This window comes from Veillonella parvula, assembly GCF_032575955.1.
Lineage (GTDB): Bacteria > Bacillota > Negativicutes > Veillonellales > Veillonellaceae > Veillonella > Veillonella parvula_J.
The window spans coordinates 93,375-114,655 of the sequence record NZ_JAWFXN010000001.1 but is presented as its reverse complement, the minus strand read 5'-3'; the positions used below and the strand labels follow the sequence as shown (position 1 = coordinate 114,655).

19 protein-coding genes and 1 tRNA gene are annotated in these 21,281 nt (G+C 37.3%); all 20 read right to left on the bottom strand.

The features are described from left to right. Positions 1 to 195: 195 nt before the first annotated feature. Complete coding sequence (locus E7L28_RS00515; protein WP_004696544.1) at positions 196 to 615, bottom strand: flavodoxin; 420 nt, start codon at positions 613 to 615, stop codon at positions 196 to 198. A gap of 10 nt (positions 616 to 625) precedes the next feature. Beyond that, positions 626 to 1,213: a DUF3793 family protein gene (locus E7L28_RS00510; RefSeq protein ID WP_008601461.1), complete on the bottom strand. Its 588-nt coding sequence runs from the start codon at positions 1,211 to 1,213 to the stop codon at positions 626 to 628. Between the two features lie 104 nt (positions 1,214 to 1,317). Then, positions 1,318 to 1,950, bottom strand: coding sequence for a hypothetical protein (locus E7L28_RS00505; protein WP_004698726.1), 633 nt, complete (start codon positions 1,948 to 1,950; stop codon positions 1,318 to 1,320). A gap of 190 nt (positions 1,951 to 2,140) precedes the next feature. Next, positions 2,141 to 3,829, bottom strand: coding sequence for a glutamine--tRNA ligase/YqeY domain fusion protein (locus tag E7L28_RS00500; RefSeq protein ID WP_316711377.1), 1,689 nt, complete (start codon positions 3,827 to 3,829; stop codon positions 2,141 to 2,143). 82 nt (positions 3,830 to 3,911) lie between these two features. Next, positions 3,912 to 4,961, bottom strand: a complete 1,050-nt coding sequence (locus E7L28_RS00495) for a 2-hydroxyacid dehydrogenase (protein ID WP_316711375.1) — start codon at positions 4,959 to 4,961, stop codon at positions 3,912 to 3,914. A 123-nt stretch (positions 4,962 to 5,084) separates the two neighbouring features. Beyond that, positions 5,085 to 5,552: a large conductance mechanosensitive channel protein MscL gene (mscL, locus tag E7L28_RS00490; protein WP_012864626.1), complete on the bottom strand. Its 468-nt coding sequence runs from the start codon at positions 5,550 to 5,552 to the stop codon at positions 5,085 to 5,087. Between the two features lie 284 nt (positions 5,553 to 5,836). After that, on the bottom strand, positions 5,837 to 7,504 hold the full coding sequence (locus E7L28_RS00485) for an ATP-dependent nuclease (protein WP_316711374.1): 1,668 nt from the start codon (positions 7,502 to 7,504) through the stop codon (positions 5,837 to 5,839). 172 nt (positions 7,505 to 7,676) lie between these two features. After that, a complete protein-coding gene (locus E7L28_RS00480) occupies positions 7,677 to 8,564 on the bottom strand; it encodes a DMT family transporter (protein ID WP_195394633.1) in 888 nt (295 codons plus the stop codon). A gap of 212 nt (positions 8,565 to 8,776) precedes the next feature. Continuing rightward, positions 8,777 to 10,276 (bottom strand): threonine synthase, encoded by a 1,500-nt coding sequence (gene thrC / locus E7L28_RS00475; RefSeq protein ID WP_012864628.1) that lies wholly within the window; start codon positions 10,274 to 10,276, stop codon positions 8,777 to 8,779. 182 nt (positions 10,277 to 10,458) lie between these two features. Beyond that, complete coding sequence (locus tag E7L28_RS00470) at positions 10,459 to 11,400, bottom strand: Dyp-type peroxidase (RefSeq protein ID WP_008714341.1); 942 nt, start codon at positions 11,398 to 11,400, stop codon at positions 10,459 to 10,461. Between the two features lie 281 nt (positions 11,401 to 11,681). Further along, positions 11,682 to 11,757 (bottom strand) — tRNA-Lys (locus E7L28_RS00465). Positions 11,758 to 11,840: 83 nt separating this feature from the next. Continuing rightward, a complete protein-coding gene (locus E7L28_RS00460; RefSeq protein WP_316711373.1) occupies positions 11,841 to 12,143 on the bottom strand; it encodes a hypothetical protein in 303 nt (100 codons plus the stop codon). Position 12,144: 1 nt separating this feature from the next. After that, positions 12,145 to 13,110 (bottom strand): GTP 3',8-cyclase MoaA, encoded by a 966-nt coding sequence (gene moaA, locus E7L28_RS00455; RefSeq protein ID WP_038125498.1) that lies wholly within the window; start codon positions 13,108 to 13,110, stop codon positions 12,145 to 12,147. A 26-nt stretch (positions 13,111 to 13,136) separates the two neighbouring features. Further along, positions 13,137 to 13,577 carry an MOSC domain-containing protein gene (locus E7L28_RS00450; RefSeq protein WP_105086684.1) on the bottom strand — a complete coding sequence of 147 codons (441 nt, stop codon included), beginning with the start codon at positions 13,575 to 13,577 and terminating at the stop codon, positions 13,137 to 13,139. 214 nt (positions 13,578 to 13,791) lie between these two features. Next, a complete protein-coding gene (locus E7L28_RS00445; RefSeq protein ID WP_012864632.1) occupies positions 13,792 to 15,120 on the bottom strand; it encodes a nucleobase:cation symporter-2 family protein in 1,329 nt (442 codons plus the stop codon). A gap of 180 nt (positions 15,121 to 15,300) precedes the next feature. Continuing rightward, a complete protein-coding gene (locus tag E7L28_RS00440) occupies positions 15,301 to 15,918 on the bottom strand; it encodes a cyclodeaminase/cyclohydrolase family protein (RefSeq protein ID WP_316711372.1) in 618 nt (205 codons plus the stop codon). 158 nt (positions 15,919 to 16,076) lie between these two features. Beyond that, positions 16,077 to 17,747: a formate--tetrahydrofolate ligase gene (locus E7L28_RS00435; RefSeq protein WP_316711369.1), complete on the bottom strand. Its 1,671-nt coding sequence runs from the start codon at positions 17,745 to 17,747 to the stop codon at positions 16,077 to 16,079. 273 nt (positions 17,748 to 18,020) lie between these two features. After that, positions 18,021 to 19,295: an SLC13 family permease gene (locus tag E7L28_RS00430; protein WP_316711367.1), complete on the bottom strand. Its 1,275-nt coding sequence runs from the start codon at positions 19,293 to 19,295 to the stop codon at positions 18,021 to 18,023. Positions 19,296 to 19,452: 157 nt separating this feature from the next. Further along, positions 19,453 to 20,064, bottom strand: coding sequence for a L(+)-tartrate dehydratase subunit beta (ttdB, locus tag E7L28_RS00425; protein ID WP_123137789.1), 612 nt, complete (start codon positions 20,062 to 20,064; stop codon positions 19,453 to 19,455). Beyond that, positions 20,064 to 20,966 (bottom strand): L(+)-tartrate dehydratase subunit alpha, encoded by a 903-nt coding sequence (gene ttdA, locus E7L28_RS00420; protein WP_012864637.1) that lies wholly within the window; start codon positions 20,964 to 20,966, stop codon positions 20,064 to 20,066. Before ttdA ends, ttdB begins: the two co-directional genes overlap by 1 nt. Positions 20,967 to 21,281 lie beyond the last annotated feature (315 nt).

Sequence of the window (21,281 nt, the reverse complement as noted above, 5' to 3'; positions counted from 1 at the left end):
ATACACGAATAGAGATAAAGATAAATAAATATTATGATTTTCATCACATTTACTTAATGATATTAAAATTTTTAATGACCTATGCTTCATCCTATCAATCATAAATACATACAAAAAAGGCTGTAATAACGACTTATCGTCATTACAGCCTTTTTATTATTAACTATTAGTATTTATTTAGTAGTTGAAATCAAATTAAGCATTTGCTAATGTTTTACCTAATTCTTGGCATTGTGCATTACCATCATCATCAGGTTCGCCCAAGATTGCTACGCCATCAGCCACTAATTCGCCACCAGCATCTTTAATTCGAGTGCCCCAGTCTTCCAACCAAGTGCCACCCCAACCATAGGAGCCAAAGATCGCTATTTTTTTACCACTCAACTTGCCTTCTAGTTCAGTGTAGAATGGTTCAAATTCGCCTTCTTCTAATTGTTCTGCACCCATATCAGCACAGCCAAGAGCTAATTTTTCATAAGCTGCTGCTTCATCAACAGATACTTCAGAAACGGATTTTACTTCAACTTCTTGACCTGCAGCTTTAATACCTTCAGCTACTTCATAAGCCATGCGTTCTGTATTGCCTGTACCGGACCAAAAAATTACACCAATCATCTTGTACCTCCTAGGCCGTTCTTGCGACCAATGAACTAAATGTTTTTCCCAACATCAATTGAGTTTGACAAAATTCACGACATGCTTTGTAACACAAGAAAGAGCGTTGCGCATTTACCACATCATGGTAAACCTTCCACTCTCCGCACATTCGGTATCCTCCACCACGATAAGAAATAAAACATTTCACATCCTTTAATGGGTAACCTAAAAAAATGCCGATTTCATGTGGAAACTCAATGCTTACTTCCATACGATATCTAAGATGTTCAAGCATCTCCATAATGCTCATTTGATCATGATAACCGTAGGCTTTCAAAAATAACATCACCGCAGGTTGGCGTACATAGTCTCTTAATTGCTTCTCACGGAATACCAATAATAGTCTTCGCGCTTTACAACGACATAATTCAAAGAAGAACAATCCTTTTTCATTGAACGCTTTATTATACTCTATCAATACAAATTGGATTTGTTCATTCATGTCCCGTGGAATAGAAACCAAGTTCGATAGCTTAATACCTCGAATTGCCGGTGCACAATGATATCCAATGATATGGTCAATTGAATTCATCATAATAGTACCTGCCTGTTGCACATCGTTAGAATTACCTCTAATGAGAATAATTCCTATAGGCTCATAGTACTCTTGATGAGAAAAATTGTCAAGAATAATTGATATATATTTTCAATAATTATTTATTATTTGGTATGTAATAAACCTTTAACTTTAGGGAATACAACACTATCATTAGCTTCATCAACAGCGATTAAATGAGCATTTGGTCCTGTATATTTATCTTCAGAAATACTAATATGTAATATCTCATTATAAGAATTATTATTAGCTACACTTTTATATTTCAATGTACCTTCATAGGCATTGCCTTGTTTTACTAATGGATTTATTACCGTAAAAGTGCCAAGCGCAGGGCTCTCACCCTTGTTAATAGCAGCGGCCAATGCACCAATTGAGGAAGAATCTGTATTCATATGTTTTGCTTCACTCATACGACCAGATAATTGTTTACCTAATACAACATTAGCATAAACAGCATATCGCATTTCGTTTTCTGTTTTAATATTTAATGTATATACATCTGCAGAAGATACACCTGCTTCAAGAAGTACAGATTTAACGTCTTGTTTCCCTTCCCCTGCAAATAATGCTTTAGGATTGTTTTGATACATAGTAACACCTTCAGGCAATTTAACACCTTGATATGTTACAGTTTGACTTCTATTTAAAATGGACTTGATATTTGCTGCAGAACCAGTAGCTGGCACAGATGCCAACACAGCCGCTGCCGTAGCAAGTAATACTAATTTCTTCATGTTTTTCCTCATCAAAGCTTTAATATAATAAGCTAGCAATACAACATCTAGAGATTAAAGCCAAACAATGGCTTAGGCTATTCTAAATATCTATTGTCATTAAAGTATTTATAGTAATAACCCAGTGTTAAAGAACCGCCCACCAAGGAGCGGTTCTTTAACATTATAGTAATATAAAATAAGCGTTATATTATTTCTTTTGTGCCTTAGCCCAACTATCGCGTAAACCAACAATACGGTTCACTACAATATGGTCTGAAGTACTGTTTTTATCAGTAACAAAGTAACCTTGACGCAAGAATTGGAAATGGTCTCCTGGTACAGTATTAGCAAGACATGCTTCCCCTTTACTATGGAATACTTGTAAGGAGTCATGGTTGAAATCGCCCAAGAAGTCTTTACCATCCGAATCTTCTTTAAGTAAATAATCATATAAGCGAGATTCAATATCTACTGCAGTAGATGCTTCAACCCAGTGCAATGTCCCTTTTACCTTACGAGTACAACCGCTACCGCTCTTAGTTTCTGGATCATATGTACAGTGTATTTCTGTAATATTGCCATTTTCATCTTTAATAACATCAGTACATGTAATGAAGTATGCACCTTTTAAGCGTACTTCTTTACCTGGTGCCAAGCGGAAGAATTTCTTAACTGGCTCTTCCATAAAGTCATTGCGTTCAATGTAGATTTCACGACCGAATACAACTTCACGGTTACCCAACTCTTCATTTTCTGGATTGTTTTCAACTGTGCAAAGTTCAGTTTGACCTTCTGGATAGTTCGTAATAACAACTTTCACAGGATCAATAACTACCATAGGGCGTGTAGCTTTGAGTTTCAAATCTTCACGGATACAGAACTCAAGCAAAGCAATATCAACAACGCTATCCGCCTTCGCTACACCAATGCGATCACAGAAATCACGAATTGCTTCTGGCGTGTAACCACGACGGCGCAAACCTGAAATTGTCGGCATACGAGGATCATCCCAACCAGCTACAAGGCCTGCCTCAACAAGAGCACGCAATTTACGTTTGGACATAACCATTTTAGTTACATTCAAGCGAGCAAACTCAATTTGTTGAGGAATTTCAGTATCATCCCATTCCTCTAACACCCAATCATATAATGGCCGGTGAACTTCAAATTCCAATGTACAAATAGAATGCGTAATGCGTTCAATAGCATCTTCAATAGGATGGGCAAAATCATACATAGGGTAAATTTTCCACTCATTACCCGTATTATGATGCTCTGTATTTACAATACGATAAATAACAGGATCACGCATTACGATATTAGGATGCGCCATATCGATTTTTGCACGCAATACCTTTTCCCCATCTTTATACTTGCCAGCCTTCATTTCTTCGAAGAGTGCCAAGTTTTCTTCTACACTACGCTCACGGTATGGACTATTGACACCAGGAGTAGAGAAATCGCCGCGATTTTGTTTAATTTCATCTGCAGTTTGATCATCTACATAAGCCTTGCCAAGGGTGATTAATTTCTTAGCATACTCATACATTTGGTCAAAATAATCAGATGCATAGCGTGGTTGTTCATTCCAATCAAATCCAAGCCATTTAACGTCTTCCATGATGGAGTTTACATATTCGACATCTTCTTTTACAGGATTTGTATCATCAAAGCGAAGATTTGTTAAGCCATTGTATTGTTTACCAATACCAAAGTTGAGGCAAATAGATTTAGCATGTCCAATATGCAAGTAACCATTTGGTTCTGGTGGAAAGCGAGTCAATACACGGCCACCGTATTTGCCAGTTTCGTTATCTTTGTTGATAATAGCTTCAATAAAGTTAACAGATACAACTTCTTCAGGAGCTACATCTTTTTCAATGTCTTTATGTTCCAACGTTCTTACCTCCATAGGAAAAATATTCTTTTATTTTACCATATTTTGTATAAAACCGCATATCTTTTAATGTCTTCCACTTTTAGTCGAAATCAGTTAAATCAACGCCAGCCTTTTTAAGCTCTTCTAGCGCAGACTCTACATCCATTTGAGGTTTCTTATAATTTACTTCTTCATTTACACATGTTTTTAAAGGTTTCTTATGAACGCCGGCAATAATATTATCCGCTGTCAAAATAGACATGTCATAACGAGTTCTATCTGTGTAAGAGCCAATATGCGGTACAATAAGGCAGTTTTCTACATCTAACAATGGATGATCCGCTGGTAATGGTTCTGGATCCGTTACATCGAGGGCAGCATAATCGATTTCACCCGTTTTAAGAGCATTGATAAGTGCATCAGTATCTACGATAGGTCCACGACCAACATTAACAAATAAAGCTGTATTCTTCATCTTCTTGAAAAACGCTTCATCACACATATGATATGTTTCATCTGTCAATGGAGCCATAACGCATACTACATCACTAATGGCTAATAAATCATCTAACTCCATATAAGTAGTCTTATGAATCTTATCATCCAAACGTTGATTACGATTATGATACACAACAGTCATACCAAACGCACGGGCACGTCGAGAAATGGATACGCCGATAGCCCCCATGCCAATGATACCAAGAGTGCGACGACTTAAATCAAAACCTTTAATATTAGAAGGTCTTTGAGCCCAACGACCGTCTTTTACAAAGTTAGCATTTTCTATAATACGACGACTAGCCGTGGCAATCAACGTAAATGCAAGTTCTGCTACCGTTTCATTGAGAACACCTGGCGTATTGCCATAAGGAATACCTGCCTCTGTTAGTTCATCAATATTTACATTATCATAACCTACGGCCGCTTGTGCTATAACCTTTAAATTTGGCGCATTCTTTACAAGATCACCATCTACATCTAAAGGTCGTACACACCACAAACCATCCGCATCAATGAGCCATTCCTTCAGTACCTCACGAGGCATCACTGTTTTTTCAGTCCATTGGCGCACATCTACATGCTCTTTTAAATATGCAATCGCATCTTTGCGAACCAGTCCATTTACTACTACTAGAGGTTTCTTTTCCATGTATATCCCTCCCTAAAAAATTCTATATATTATAATTATATTTTATACTAGAAAGCTAACGTAATACAACAAAAAGGAGTAAGGTCAAAACCTCACTCCTTTTATGTATAATTTAAATTTGAACTAGTTCAAATCTGCAGTACAGTTAGGGCATTTAACTGCATTGATATTGATTTCAGATTTACAGAATTGACATTCTTTCGTTGCAGGTGCTTCTGCAACTTCCTCTTCTTTCGCAGATTTCATCATTTTAGCCAAACCACGAACCATCAAGAATACAACAAATGCCAAAATCAAGAATTGAATCAAATCAGTAATAAATGTACCATATGGCAATACAGATCCAGCTGCACGAGCTGTAGCAATATCAGCACCAGCCATGAATGCATCTTTAGAACCTGTGCTCAATGGCAAGTACAAATTACTAAAATCAATACCACCTGTGAATACACTGAGAACAGGCATGAATAGGTTGTTTACAACAGAATTAACCAATGCTGTGAAAGCAGCACCAATAATCATACCAATAGCTAGGTCCATCATATTGCCTTTGAAAGCAAATGCTTTAAAGTCATTTAAAAAGTCTTTCATTTTCATACTCCTAGATACGTTTAATTGAGAATGCATTAATAACAGTACTAATCATAAAATAAAGATAAAAAGATGTCAAGAAATTTCGATGTAGTTTTTAAAATTTAGTTAATATAGTTTTTCATAATTCTATCTATTATTGTAATAAATCACTTATTATGCGTATTTTTTACACCATATTTCCTATGCCTACACTCTAAAATGCTATATTACCTTCGAAAAAATAGAGTCTAACCAAACTTTGGTCAGACTCTATTAATTAGAAGTAGTAATGTATTACTCCATTAACCTAAGCCTAGCGAAAGAAGTTTAGCACGCTCTATTACTGCAATAAATGCAGGTGGTATCATGGAAGCATCTAAAAATTGACTAATACGTCGCCCTACAATTACTCCTTTATTAGCAAAGAACCAAGAGAAGTAATAGATATGTAAATCATCCAACTTACGATCCGAAATATTCGGTAAGCATCGTTGTACAATTTGGCTTTTAGTAATACCTAATTTAGCATAACCACGCCGCGCCATATCCTTTGTTACCATCGGACGAGCGTCATCAATAATGTCCTTGATGATGGCATCCATTATGGAACGCTTGTGCATCGCAAGTAAATACGATACAAAATCCATTTCAAAACAGATTTCCTCCGTATAGAATATATTGCTATGTGCTTTTGCATATTTTCCCTCTACATCGCGATCATAGAGGGCTACTGTAGGAATAGAGAATCTATTAAACAATTTTTGCAATTTACTGATAGAGGACTCGCCCCGAGCGTTGATAAGACAGATTCCAAAATAGTCAAAGTCCACGCCTAATTTTTTACCAAAGCCTGTAAAGCTACCGTACTCAGTCTCCCCTTCTACGATGATAATACACCGAGCGTATAGAGCCTCTTTTGCCTCAGGAAAATGCATAATCAAGTGTTTCTCTACCTCTTTAGGGAAATTGAAAGTAACTCCACACGCTGCACAGACCATATTATTTTCATCCCGATAAAGCCGAATAATATGACGATAATCGTCAACTAGTGCATCCGTACTGTGAGTAACCACAAAAAGCTGTCCTAATAATCCATCTATTTTAAAAATATCTCGCAGCAATGCTAAAAACTCTTCATTTTCATTAGTTGCAATTTGACGGTAATAATTGAGCACAGCCCGTTGCAAATACGGACTTAAATGTAGCTCTGGCTCATCCACACTTATAAAGATTGGTAAAAACTTGTATCCCTTTGCATCATATACAAGTAAAGATTCTAAATTTGTAGTTGCACTACTCACTTTCATATAAATTTGAGCCAAAATCTTGAGAGCCACAGCCATAATCAATCGTACATTATCAGCAGAATACTTACGTTCCATAGCGGAGGATGTAGACAATACCTCTACAAGATGTTGAATATTGAGCATACAGTAAGGATCTAAATCCTTACGTAAACTAACAATTTCACGCTGAAAATCATCAGTAGGCATTTCTAATCGAGACACATAAGCTTGTAATAGCTGTCCTAATTCTACATATATAGAGGACGGTATAGAAAACAGTTCCTGCTCTGAGGTATCGCGATGACACACATATAAAGCATGACGAATCATAGACAACGGCATAGGCTCAATCCCTGCATCAGTGACTCTGTATAATCGTGGATATACCTCTTGTACAACTTGTTCAAGTCGTAAACGGTAGGTAGGTCCCTCATCAGCAGTATACATGCTTTTATAATTTAACTCACCTAGAGATATTTCAAAATCAATGCGAATAGGCTTATTTACATCCGTAAAATCACTTTCAATAAAACCATGGCACTCCATGATAATTTCTAAGAGATCTAAAAAATTAGACTTACCTACCGCATTTTCACCGACAAAGTAATTAATATCATTGTGAAAGCTTAGCGTTACATCGGCTAAGTTCCTATAGTTTTCAATATGCATCCATTTTATATACATAGCTCCTCCGTCTGTAGCTACTTTCAAAATGAAAAAGCTCTAGTATATTTCATTACAATAAATCACTAACTAATACCCCTGTATTTTATCTTTTATGTAAAAAGGTGCCAATCACGAATGTAATCAGCACCCCCACTGTCATATACAGTCTGATACTGTATATATTCGACATTTATTTAATTTTATCCTCTATAACCTTGCCCTCTCTTAATGGACCACTCTGTTCTTTAAGACGCGCCAACATGACAGAGGATATAAACATAGCAATACCAGCTCCTACTGTTGCTATGGATAAGCTTTCACCAAAGATCAAGAACCCATAGAAGGAACTAATAAATACGCCAACGTATTGCAAGAATTGAGCCACTACAGCATTGGTCGTAACAAAGGCGCCAGTCAAGAAAAACTGAGCCACTACACTAATACCACCGATAGCGAAGATAATGAGCCAATCTGTACCTTGAGGCATAACGAGCTTATCAGTAGTGACGAGGCCCGCAATCATGCCAGTAATCATGAAATAGGCCATGATTTCAAAATTACTATGTTGTCCGCGTTTACTAATAGTTCGTATCGTCGTATAGGCCGCCGCAGCTAAAGCAGCACCTAAAATTGCTACCAATGCATACCAAGAAAATGATTCATAACTAAAAGGATTTACCATTACTAAGACAGCAATCAAAATGACTCCAAGCCATTTGCCAGCCCCTTTAGGTATCGATTCCTTCAGAAACAGAGCACTAAAGATAAAAACAAATATTCCTGTCGTCTGAAATAGAATTGTTGCATCAGATAATTTTATGTGTACCAATGCTATGAAATTACATACCATACCAAAACCGCCGTATAAGCCACGCATGACGAGGAGCCCCCGATTCTCTTTTGAAAAACGGATGCCCTTCACATACATGATAATGAGCACCGCAACAGTCCCAAAGAACCCACGGGCAAAAGCGATCTCCCCAGGTGGAATATTTGTCCCTAACAGTTTTACAAATACATTCATCGTACTAAATAAAAGTGCGGATAACAATGCATATATAAGGCCTTTTTTAGCCATAGCCCCTCCTATAATTATATTTCTCTATATAATTATAAACCCATATTTCTATAAATAATGAATACATCAATACATACTAACAAAATTCCATATCATATATGATGAATGTTAATTTAATGAGAAAATGAATTTAATTGATTAATCAATAAAAAATGATTACTCAATAAAAAACATATAGATATGCCGCCCTTCTAAGGAAAGGCGGCATTGTATTATTTAGAGAACGTATCTACAAAATCTAAGATTTCTTGTTTCATATTCTCTTTGTCGATTGCTTTTGTAAAGCGCAATGGTTTGGATTGTAAGGCTTCCAATTGTTTAGGGAAGGCAACACCTGTTACAGCAGAGATATTATCTAAGCTTTCATAAGGAGTCTCGCCCACCTTGATATCCAATGCCTCACAGATTGGTGTAGGAAATTTAAATGGATGTGCTGTAGATGCAATCACTGTATGACGAGCGCCATCTTCAGGATGCTTCTCCAACTCCTTCATATACGCCCCCATAGCAACTGCCGTGTGAGGATCCATTACATAACCGTAAGAATTGTATACTTGTTCAATGATTGCTTTCGTTTCTTCATCATCTACATAGGCACCAGCAAAATCAGTCTTAACACGTTTGAACTCTTCTTCATTAACAGTTAATTTGCCTGTTGTTTTAAGATCTTTCATCCATCCTACTGTACGTTCGCTATCTTCACCAGAAATATAATATAAGAATCGTTCAAAGTTAGAGGATTCAAGAATATCCATAGATGGAGAAATCGTCGTATAGAATGGGCGGTTCATATCGTAGGTACCGTTTTCAAAGAAGTCAGTAAGTACGTTATTTTGATTAGATGCACAAATCAATTTGCCGATAGGAATCCCCATTTTTTTAGCATAGTAAGCAGCCAAGATATTACCGAAGTTACCTGTTGGAACTACAACGTTGAAAGCTTCGTCTTCATGGATTGCACCTTGTGCAACCAGTTCAGCATAGGCATTTACATAGTAAACTACTTGTGGAGCTAAACGACCAATATTGATAGAGTTCGCACTGGAGAACATAACTCCTTTTTCAGCAACCTCTTCAGCAGTCGCTTTATCAACAAAGAGGCGTTTCAAGAATTGTTGAGCATCGTCAAAATTGCCATGAATAGCCGTAACATTAACATTCTCCCCTTCTTGTTTTTGCATTTGTTCCGCTTGCATAGGACTAACGCCATCAGTCGGGTAAAATACTTGAATATGAGTTCCCGGTACATCCTTGAAGCCCTCAAGAGCTGCTTTACCAGTATCACCAGAAGTAGCCGTTAAGATAAGAACCTCTTTTTTCTCACCCTCAGCCTCCTTAGCAGCTACTAAAAGGTATGGAAATAAGGATAATGCCATATCTTTGAAAGCTTGTGTGCGGCCATGGAATAATTCTAATACGGAAACCTTTTCCAATAAAGAGTGTAATGGTGCAATATCACGAGTGCTGAAATTAGCATCGCAGTAAGCAGAATTAATCATTTCATTTAAATGAGCTTCAGAAAAGCATGGAAACAACTTTGCTAAAACAACGGCTGCTACTTCTTGGTAGTTTTTATCTTTCACATCATTGTAAGTTAAGCAATTTGTAGGGAATAAAGATGGTACATATAGGCCACCATCCTCTGCCAATCCGTGCAACAATGCATATGTTTCATTTACCGCAACGGTACCGCGGGTGCTAGTATAATTCATAGAATACCTCATTTATAACTACAATGGATTTTTACGAGTTTAATAGATTTATTATAGCATAAAAGCGCCCACTTGGGGCGCTTTCTATAGAATTATATAATAAATTTTAATCTTGTAGATAGAACTAAACATTACTAGCTAATTAGATAAATGTTTAGTCTCCACCATCAATTAGAAATCGATTATAGTTCACCTTCTGCAATAGCATCCAATGTATCAAGAGACGGAATGAAAAATAGCATGCCCGTAATAGGCTTAGAATAATCAAGCAATTTATCGTTTTGTGTAAACATATTGGTAAGCATTGTTTTGGTCACATCCCAGTAACGAGCATAACCTATAAAGTATGTGCCTCGAACACCTTGACCAGGTTGAGCAAATGGAACATTCATACGAACGATCTTATGTTCTTCATCATCACGATTGTCTTGAGCCACTACATTGTGAGCTGCCGGGTCTTTTTCGTCATCCTCTAATTCGATATCACTAAATTTGCGGCGGCCAATGAATTTCTCTTGCATTTCTGTAGGAAGTGCACGCCATGCATCAAGATCATGTTCATATTTCTGTGCAAATGCATAAGAGCCATTAGTAAATTCAGGATCTTCATCTCCAATAACGCCCCACTCTACAGCCTCTTGGCCAACAGGGTTTTCCGTACCATCAACGAAATCAATAATCGCACGACCTTGTTCGTAGTGGAAGCCATGGGTTTCATCTACAACAGATGTAATAGGGCGTAAGAACTCCATAATTTGATCTACTACAGTATACGTAACAGATTCATCATTAGAGCGGACATGCAAAAATAAGTCAGCTGCTACAGCGGGTACATCTTGTTTATCACCTTTTATGCCTTCGAAGTCTTCTAACTCTTTTGGTACCGGTGCATTAGGGAACAAATAATCCCATGCCTTACGGCTAAAGCCAAAGGCAATGCCCAAACCTTCCCCATTAGCGCGAATACTAACAGAACGTTTAATGGCTTGAATACGATCTGCCATATCTTGAATCACTTCAAGCTCTGCCTCATGATCTTTACGGTTTAATAACAAAGTGGTGAAGTTGACACTTTGGCCAGCATCTTTATACACATCTTGTGTTCTAGAAACATCTACTGCCATTTGGTACCTCCTAGTGAGAAAACTATTATAAAACCATCATAAGCTATTATAGTTTTACTGTCTATAAAATATATTATATTGTATCAATACTATATTCAATTAATATCAAAGTTTATAAACTTAATTAAATCAATGACTACTCGTTTGAGAAAAATAGGATTAAACCACAACGTATTTTAACCATGTAAATAACTATATAAAGGCTAAAAAGATATGTAAAAAGCTAAAAGAAAAATATTTACACAAAAAAAGAACTCACACAAAATGTGAGTTCTTTACTCTGGTGGACCACCAGGGGTTCGAACCCTGGACACCCTGATTAAGAGTCAGGTGCTCTGCCAGCTGAGCTAGTGGTCCATGACATGAATAATTATATGCTTATTTTATAGGAATGTAAAGAAAATTTATTACACTCCTATAAAATATCAACATTCATATTATTAATATTGTAATACCCAATCCTTCATAATATTACAGGCCTCAGTAGGGAGTAGATCACTAGTCCCTACGCAGTTTTCACCACTATATAGTTGAAGCACACTATGAGTGCGACTTACTTCTTTTACAATAACATTCGTCAAATTAGACTTAGGAACGCTAAACTGTAACCCATAACGACCAAAATAAGTAAATACGGTTTCTTGTGTATCGTATTCTATATGGACTTGAAGCATCTTGCCTCCAGGCCAGCATGATTCAACATTCTCCTTTGATCTAGGCTTTAAAAAATCAAAAAATCCCATACTACCCTCCGATTCGCCACATTGGACGCTCAGGTTGATCCATACCTATACCATCATGTCGTTCTTGTTTTCGTTGCAAAGCACGTTCAATATGATTAGCTAAGTCCTTTATAGATACACCTTTGCGTACGAGTGATACGAGATCAGCCTCATCATCTCGCAACAAGCACAATCGCATTTGACCGTCAGATGTAAGACGTACACGATTGCAAGTGTCACAATAGCTATGAGACATAGAGAATATAAAGCCTACAGCCTTACCACTAGGTAGTGCCAAATATGTAGCAGGACCAAAGCCATAAACAGAATGAACCTCTGTGAGAGATCCGCCACTAACGCGTTCTAATTGTTCCTTCCATTCATCAAAGGTAGGTCCATGAAAGGCATCACCTTGGAACGGCATGTATTCAATAAACCGCCAAACAACAGGCCATTTTTCAACATATTGTAATAAAGATTTAACTTCATCATCGGACCAATAACGAGATAAAACCGTATTAATCTTAACGGATTTAAAGTTAGCATTAATAGCGCTACGTATACCGTCGAGAACAGACTCCAACTGCCCCTCTTTACCAACACAGGTGGCAAAAGCTTCAGTTTCAAGAGAGTCCAAACTAATATTCACACGATTCAAGCCAAGTTTTTTTAACCGTTGCGCTCGTGAGGCTAATAAACTACCATTGGTAGTCATAGAAATATCTTCAAACCAACCTGTTTCTTTAATGCGACCTAGTAACTCTTCGATATGTGGATAGAGCAAAGGCTCACCGCCTGTGAGGCGTACTGCCTTCACACCAATATGATGGAAGGCCCCTAATATATTCATCCATTCATCAACAGATAATAGTTGTGTTTGACTTTGAGGAGTAATTTCTGCAGGTCGGCAGTAGGGACAACAAAAATTACACGCATCTGTCAACGACAGACGTACATATTCAATTGTACGACCCCATGCGTCTTTCATAACACACCTCATTTACTAATACAAAATTACTTAATAATAGATACTTCATCACCTACATGAATCGTACCAGTTTTAAGAACCTTACCAAAGATACCTTGTGTAGGCATAATGCAGGAACCAACTTGTTTCATAATTTCACAACCTTGATGACATTCTTTGCCAATTTGAGTAATTTCAAGAATCACATCATCACCTACTTGTAAGTGAGTCCCTACAGCTAATTCATAAAGAACCATGCCTTCTACTGTAATGTTTTCAGCGAAATCACCAGGTTTGACATCTGCACCTTGTGCCCTCATGTGATCAATACTCGCAATACCAAGCAAGCTGATTTGGCGATGCCAATTTCCTGCATGAGCATCTCCCTCCATCCCATGATCAACAATGAGATTGGCGGATTCAATATTATGTTTTTTTTGCCCTTTTTTCTCACTAATGGAGATAGCAATAATCTTTCCGTCTGCCACGTGCCCCTTCCCTTCTTATGGGAACATTCCATATACATAACTTTTTATAAACACTTAATTGTAAATCCAGACTGTATTCCTATTTTATGAAAGTATCACAAAATAGTTCTACAATTATCTATATATTATAGCATAGTATTCATACATTTTCCCTGTGAATTTAATCACTAAAAAGAACTCTATTCTATAGGAATAGAGTTCTCGTATGTATTATTTAGCGACGACCCATTTCTTGAATTTCATCGCCATGATTAACACCATTGAGTAATAAGTTAAGCAAGATTGCCGTAATACTACCAAAGGTAATGCCAGATTTTAATATAATTTGTGCCCAATCAGGGAAATTAGCATAAAAGTTCGGCGCCGCAATAGGGATCATAGCCACACCAATACTAATCGCCACAAGCATCAAGTTATGATTACCATCAAAGCTAACCTTGCCAAGAGAGCGAATACCGCTAGCAACAATCATGCCAAACATAGCAATGCCAGCACCACCGAGTACTGCATTTGGTATACTAGCAACAATAGCGGCTAATTTAGGGAATAAACCTAACAAAATTAAGATTACTCCAGATGCAGCTACTACAAAGCGACTTTTAACACCTGTAACCGCAATAAGTCCTACATTTTGAGCAAAGGCTGTATATGGGAAACTATTAAGAATTCCCCCTATTAAAGTAGAAATACCATCGGCACGAATAACAGAAGCCAATTCTTTTCGACCTATTGGCTTATCCACAATTTCACCAATAGCAATACTATCACCTGTCGTCTCTACCATGACAACGAGCATGACGATAATCATAGATAGTACAGAAGCCCAGTCAAAGGTTGGCAAACCAAAATAGAATGGTTCAATGAAAGCAACCCATTGAGATCGACCAACTTCATCAAAATTAGCAACCCCCATTGCAAAGGCAATTGCTGTGCCTGCGATCAAGCCTATTAATACAGAAAGATTACTTAAGAAACCTTTAGCAAACTTGTATACAAATACAACAATTAAGAACGTAAGAAACCCAAGTCCTATGTTTGTATAGCTTCCAAATTCTGGATTTCCTACGCCGCCCCCCATCCAATTAATGGCAACTGGCATTAAGTTAATCCCAATAAGAGTAATTATGGTTCCCGTTACAACAGGGGGGAACAGTCGAATTAGACGGCTAAAGAATGGAGCTACTATAAAAGTAAATAGACCTGCTACAATAATGGCACCGTAAATGGCAGTCATACCATGCTGTGCCCCAATCATAGTCATAGGTCCGACAGATGCAAAGGTAACACCTTGGATCATAGGGATACGCCCACCTATATTACCGAAGCCTAATGTTTGAATTAAGGTCGCAATGCCGCAGGTAAACAAGTCTGCTGTAATAAGTCGAATCAAGTCCTCCACCGGTAAATTCATCGCCTGTGCCACAATAATCGGTACCGCAACAGCTCCAGCATACATAGCAAGTACATGCTGTAAACCAAAGGCAAAGAGCTGTGGTATGGGCAGCATGCTATCGACCGTATTCATTTGTTTTTGATCTGTCATAATGTCTCCTACATAAAATCTCGAAATATCACCCGTTTATTTTACACTATCGTTCGGATTTTAACAATACAAAAAAGAGAGTCTATTATTTTATATGTATTAATAGGCTCTCTTTATATTATTTCCCGAACTTTTATAGTTTGCTCGGTTATATTATTGGATTTATATTATAATCTCTTATTATTCATATAACCCTATGATAGACGACTCTTTAACATCAAGATCTTTTTCAATGGCATACATCTTAGATGTTAGTTCTGCTACAAAACTTTCATCTTTAATACCAGATAAATTAATACGCACATTCAAAAAAGCCGATTTCACCGCAGCACGCGCATTAATGGCAGCAATAATACCATCTGTAATAAGGTTTTGATTCCCCTTACGAGAGGCTAATTCTGCTAAATCAAATATTTGATTCGCTAATTCTCCAATTTCAAAAGGTACCATAGCCGCATCTTTGTATGCTTGTTGAATAGCAGCTGTACGCGCAGCCTTTTCTTCATCTGTATTCTTTGGCAATCCTAAGGCGTTCATAAAGATATTAAATACATCTGCATCAGCTTGAGATAATTCGAGCATGCGCTTGCGAATCGCTTCTGCTTTAGCTTGAAGCTCCTCCATTTCAGGCTGAACCGCTTCATAACCTTTTTTACCAAATGTAAGGTTTGCTACCATTTCTGCTAAAGCCGCACCTGTTGCGGCAGTTAGTGCTGCAATAGCACCACCACCTGGTGTTGGCTCTTTCGATGCAGTAGCAGCCACAAAATCTATCACTCGTTGTTCCACTAATTTCATAACAAGGCCTCATGTAAAAGCGATAACAAGATATGTCTTGTTATCGCTTTGTAATTACTATAAAAATCTACAAATATTAAACACAATAAAAATATAACTAATTATAGCAGACATTATAAATCTCCAGTTAAGAAACGTTCTACTATAAACAATATCTATTAAAATAAGCCTTTAATTGTGCCGTCTGCTTCAATATCCATATTAAGAGCAGCAGGACGTTTAGGAAGGCCTGGCATTACCATTACATCACCTGTACGACATACAATAAAGCCTGCCCCATTGGCAACACGAATATCGGATACAGTAATAGTGAATCCTGTTGGAGCCCCTAATAATGCTGGATTATCAGATAAGGAATATTGCGTTTTCGCCATACATACAGGCAAACGATCCAGTCCCCAATCTGCTAATTGTTTAATTTGCTTTTTGGCTTTGTCCGTAAAGATAACTCCATCGCCACCATAAATAGTTTTAACGATTTTATTAACTTTATCCTCTAAACTATCTTCCAAATCATATACGAATTTAGGTGTTGGCTTAGGACCTTCAAGTAACTCTACGACTTTTTTTGCCATATCAGTGCCGCCTTCGCCGCCCTTTTCCCAACATTCATTAAGCTCTACAGGCACGCCAAACTCATCACATAGGCGAGTCAACTCAGCAATTTCTGCATCTGTATCGCTAGCAAATTTATTGATTGCCACTAATACAGGCACATTGAAATAACGCATGTTTTCAATTGCTTTTTGTAAGTTGCTGAAACCTTTAGTTACGGCTTCAACATTTTCTGTATTCAACTCTTGTTTTGGTACACCACCATGCATTTTAAGAGCTCGTAATGTAGCTACGATAACGATTGCATCAGGGAAAATATCGCCGTATCGGCATTTAATATCAAGGAACTTTTCAGCACCCAAGTCAGCGCCAAAGCCCGCTTCCGTAACTACGATATCACCAAGCTTAAGTCCTAGTTTTGTAGCTACAATGGAGTTACAACCATGAGCGATATTTGCAAAGGGACCACCGTGAACAATAGCTGGTGTATGTTCCAATGTTTGTACGAGATTTGGCTTGATAGCATCTTTCATGAGAAGCGCCATTGCCCCTTGGCAACCAAGTTGATGAACATAAACAGGATCACCTGCTAAGTTACAACCGATAACGATGCAACCAAAACGTTCTTTCAAATCTTCTAAATCCTTAGCTAAGCAAAGAATAGCCATGATTTCAGAAGCAACGGTAATCATAAAATGATCTTCCCGAGGGAATCCACATACTTTGCCACCAAGTGCAACTGTCACATTGCGAAGAGCACGATCATTCATATCTAAAACACGTGTCCAAGATAGTTGACGCAAATCGATTTGCAATTCATTTCCTTGATGGATATGGTTATCGATCATAGCGGATAATAAATTGTTGGCCGCTGTAATAGCATGCATATCACCTGTAAAGTGAAGATTGATGTCATCCATAGGTACAACTTGAGCATAACCACCACCTGCTGCACCACCTTTAATCCCAAAAACAGGTCCTAAGGATGGCTCACGTAATGTAGCAATTGCATTTTTACCGATTTTTTGTAGCCCCTGTACGAGACCAATGCTCGTTGTAGACTTACCTTCCCCGGCTGGTGTTGGCGTGATTGCTGTGACTAACACCAATTTACCATCTGGCTTAGATTCTAAACGGCGAATGGCATCAAAGGAAATTTTCGCTTTATAATGACCATATTGTTCAATATCATCAGGTTTTAAACCACATTTATCGGCAATAACCTGAATCTTCTCCATTGTATTCTGTTGGGCAATCTCAATATCGCTTAACATAAAGCCTCCTCGGCACTAAGGCCATCTATAAACTATATAACAACTATAACCTTACTCTCTAATATTCAATAATATTTAATATTAACTGTCTACTGTAGGTGTATATTTGTACAACTACAGTAATCTATTATATATGAAAGTAGACCATATGTCTAATCAATTCTTGCCTATCTCTATATTATATTAACTTATTACTAAAATATTCTCTCCCAATAGTACAAAAATAAAACCGCCACCTATGGTGACGGTTTTGTATGACTAACCTTTATATAATTACGGGTTAAACGGGAACAAAATCGGTAACAATACTAAAGATACAATTGCAGATACTACAATCAACGGTACGCCGGCTTTCACATAGTCCTTAAAACTATAACCAGCTACATTATATACCATAGTATTCGCAGGCATCCCTATAGGTGTACCATACGCAAGAGAGCTAGAAATTACGATTGCAACAAGAATCGCCTTAGGATCAAAACCTAATTGAGATGCTAAAGACAATCCGATTGGAGCTAGCAATGCAACATCTGCTGTATTGGACATAAAGTTTGTCATAAATACAGATAGGAAGAAAAGTACCGCTAATAATGCCAATGGATTAGGTGTATCCCCCAAAGCATCAACAATAAGATTTGCAATATATGCACCTGCCCCAGATTTTACCATTGCTGTACCAAGAGCTAAGGAACCTACAAATAGTAGAATTGTCTTCATATCGATAGACTTAACTGCTTCGTTTTCGGTAATAACTCCTGTCGCTACGATAACAAGTGCACCTACCCAGGCACTAACCGCTAAGGATACACCAATTTGTTTTTCAAAAATCATAGCAGCGATAGTCAACACCAATACCAAACCAGCTACCCATTTTTTCCAAACTGGAACATGACTGAAATCAGCATTTTTTTGATAGTTTGGATCAGGTTCACGTGCTGGAACCTCAGGTAAGAATCTTTTACCAATGAATGCATAGAATAAAGTACCTACAATAAGCATAGGTAAACCTACTTCACCATAAGCAAAGAAACTAAAGGATCCAAGGCCGGCTTCTTGCAAATTAGAATTTGCAATCATATTACCAGGAGAGCCAATCATAGAAATATTTCCCCCCATAGCAGCGGCAAATACGATTGGCATTAAGAATTTAGTTTGGTTAAAACCACCCTTTTTACAAATACCAATAACAACAGGAATCATAACCGCTGCAGTACCTGTATTAGATAAGAAGCCGGACATAATACCTGTAAGCATCATAATAGCAATAATAAGGATAGTTTCATTTTTAGCAAATTTATTAACAACGTTACCAACATCAACAGCTACACCTGTTTCAAAGAAAGCAGCGCCGATAATAAACATAGCGATAAACAAAATAACATTAGAGTCAACGAAACCTTTAAAAGCTTCCGTTGCAGTTAATACACCAGAAAGGTGTAATCCAACGGCCACGATCATAGCCGTAATAGACAATGGGATTTTCTCCAATGCAAACATTACAATTGCAAATACAAGAAATCCCAGTGTAATAGCAATACTATAATCCATGAGAATTCCTTTCATGGTAGTCATACTCTTATAGTATATCTATATGAAGATACGCTGTAAATCACAAAACAATATTATTAATGATTATTTCTCATATAGATATATTTACAAGTTATGAAGTTATTCATAATATAAAGAAATCGCTATTCTTATCTTATTATTTGATGAAACCTACGTGTTTATATATTTCGTCTAATATTTCATCTTTTTTCTTATTATATTCTATTTTCTTTTCTTCAAAGTAGTTATTGCCGTCAGCATCGATTGATACGATTAAAGGGCCAAATTCTTTTACCTTAAAAGTCCATAACGTTTCGCACATTCCAAGTTCACGCCAGTTAGCAGATTCTACTTTTTCGACTTCTGTAGCAGCAAGAACCGCATTACCTGCAGGGAACACACAGTGTAGTGCACCAAAGTCTTTGCAGGCACGTGCTGTTTCAGGCCCCATGCCACCTTTACCTACAATGAGACGTACACCTGTCTTTTTAACAAATTCATATTCGTATTTTTCCATCCTCATAGATGTAGTAGGTCCTACAGATACAACTTCAAATTCATTATCGCTTATAGTACGAATAATTGGACCTGCATGAAGTATAGCCCCATCTTTAACATCAACCGGTAACGTTTTACCTTCTTCTACCACACGACGATGCCCCATATCACGACAGGTTGTAATATGCCCAGTCAAATAAATCACATCGCCTGGCTTAATGCCTGCTAAATCAGATTGTTGAATAGGTGTAGTTAATATTTTCTTAGCCATTATAATGTCACTCCTTTATGAGATTTAACTGTGCAATTACCATCCTTGTCAAATACGAGATCGCCGCGACGATGATTCCAACAACCTACACTAACAGCACAAGAAATAACAGATGGATGACGTGTACCATGTTCAATGTTCACACCTAAAACAGTTTTATCCCCACCCATACCTTGAGGTCCAATACCAATCTTATTAATTCCATCTTCTAACAATTGTTCCATATAAGCCGCTTTTTCATTAGGTGCTTTTGAAGATACAGGGCGCATTAATGCTTTTTTAGATAATCCAGCAGCGGTATCAATAGTTGTAGCAATCCCTACACCTACCAATAGTGGAGGACACGCATTCAATCCATAGCTTGTCATCAAATCAAGAACAAACTTAGCAACACCTTCATAGCCTTCGCCTGGCATCAATGTTTTACCTGACCCTGGCAAGGAACACCCGCCACCAGCCATATAAGGGAAGATTTCTACATCATCGCAACCAGGAATGATATCCCAGTGAATATAAGGTGCAGTGAGGCCAATATTTTTACCAGTATTAAACTCATCAAAAGTTTCTACACAGTTCAATCGTAATGGAGCCTCTTGTGTAGCCTTATAAGTTGCTTCTCTTAGAATATCTTCTAATTCTCCTAGTAAGGGATAATTAGATCCAACCTTTACCCAAAATTGTAATACACCAGTATCTTGACAAGAAGGACGATTAAGCTGAGCTGCTAAATCCATATTATGTTGCATTGTTTCATAAATAGATTTGGCCATAGGATTTTTTTCATCCTGTGCCAATTCATGAATTTTTTCTTGTACATCATCAGGCAATACCTTTGCCATATAAGAAATGAAATTAGCTATCTTATTTGTCATTTCTTGTACTTGTTGTTCCTTCGTACTCATCGCAAACCTCCAAAAAGACTTCAATATTTAAGACGTGATTATTTCTGTTTCGGAACCTTAGCTCCTTTCGATAATTCTATTCTACTCTTTTTTCAGTATATAACTATCCAATTTACAAGTTGATTTTTATTGGTGAAAGTCTGTCAAACACATACAAAATTTCCTTAATTATTTTCTTTTAATCCATTAAAAATATACAATTTCACCTATATGATTATAAAAAAAAGAGCACTACCATCAGAACGTAGTGCTCTTTCACCATATATTTTAATAGGATTAACAAATATACAAAATCACCTATACCTAATAATTGTA

What these genes read in the sequence shown, in the direction of transcription:
- E7L28_RS00515 (WP_004696544.1), bottom strand. Translation starts at nt 615, where the DNA reads ATGATTGGTGTAATTTTTTGGTCCGGTACAGGCAATACAGAACGCATG.
- E7L28_RS00505 (WP_004698726.1), bottom strand. Translation starts at nt 1,950, where the DNA reads ATGAAGAAATTAGTATTACTTGCTACGGCAGCGGCTGTGTTGGCATCT.
- E7L28_RS00495 (WP_316711375.1), bottom strand. Translation starts at nt 4,961, where the DNA reads ATGGAAAAGAAACCTCTAGTAGTAGTAAATGGACTGGTTCGCAAAGAT.
- mscL (WP_012864626.1), bottom strand. Translation starts at nt 5,552, where the DNA reads ATGAAAGACTTTTTAAATGACTTTAAAGCATTTGCTTTCAAAGGCAAT.
- E7L28_RS00485 (WP_316711374.1), bottom strand. Translation starts at nt 7,504, where the DNA reads ATGTATATAAAATGGATGCATATTGAAAACTATAGGAACTTAGCCGAT.
- E7L28_RS00480 (WP_195394633.1), bottom strand. Translation starts at nt 8,564, where the DNA reads ATGGCTAAAAAAGGCCTTATATATGCATTGTTATCCGCACTTTTATTT.
- thrC (WP_012864628.1), bottom strand. Translation starts at nt 10,276, where the DNA reads ATGAATTATACTAGCACCCGCGGTACCGTTGCGGTAAATGAAACATAT.
- E7L28_RS00470 (WP_008714341.1), bottom strand. Translation starts at nt 11,400, where the DNA reads ATGGCAGTAGATGTTTCTAGAACACAAGATGTGTATAAAGATGCTGGC.
- E7L28_RS00460 (WP_316711373.1), bottom strand. Translation starts at nt 12,143, where the DNA reads ATGGGATTTTTTGATTTTTTAAAGCCTAGATCAAAGGAGAATGTTGAA.
- moaA (WP_038125498.1), bottom strand. Translation starts at nt 13,110, where the DNA reads ATGAAAGACGCATGGGGTCGTACAATTGAATATGTACGTCTGTCGTTG.
- E7L28_RS00445 (WP_012864632.1), bottom strand. Translation starts at nt 15,120, where the DNA reads ATGACAGATCAAAAACAAATGAATACGGTCGATAGCATGCTGCCCATA.
- E7L28_RS00440 (WP_316711372.1), bottom strand. Translation starts at nt 15,918, where the DNA reads ATGAAATTAGTGGAACAACGAGTGATAGATTTTGTGGCTGCTACTGCA.
- E7L28_RS00435 (WP_316711369.1), bottom strand. Translation starts at nt 17,747, where the DNA reads ATGTTAAGCGATATTGAGATTGCCCAACAGAATACAATGGAGAAGATT.
- E7L28_RS00430 (WP_316711367.1), bottom strand. Translation starts at nt 19,295, where the DNA reads ATGGATTATAGTATTGCTATTACACTGGGATTTCTTGTATTTGCAATT.
- ttdB (WP_123137789.1), bottom strand. Translation starts at nt 20,064, where the DNA reads ATGGCTAAGAAAATATTAACTACACCTATTCAACAATCTGATTTAGCA.
- ttdA (WP_012864637.1), bottom strand. Translation starts at nt 20,966, where the DNA reads ATGAGTACGAAGGAACAACAAGTACAAGAAATGACAAATAAGATAGCT.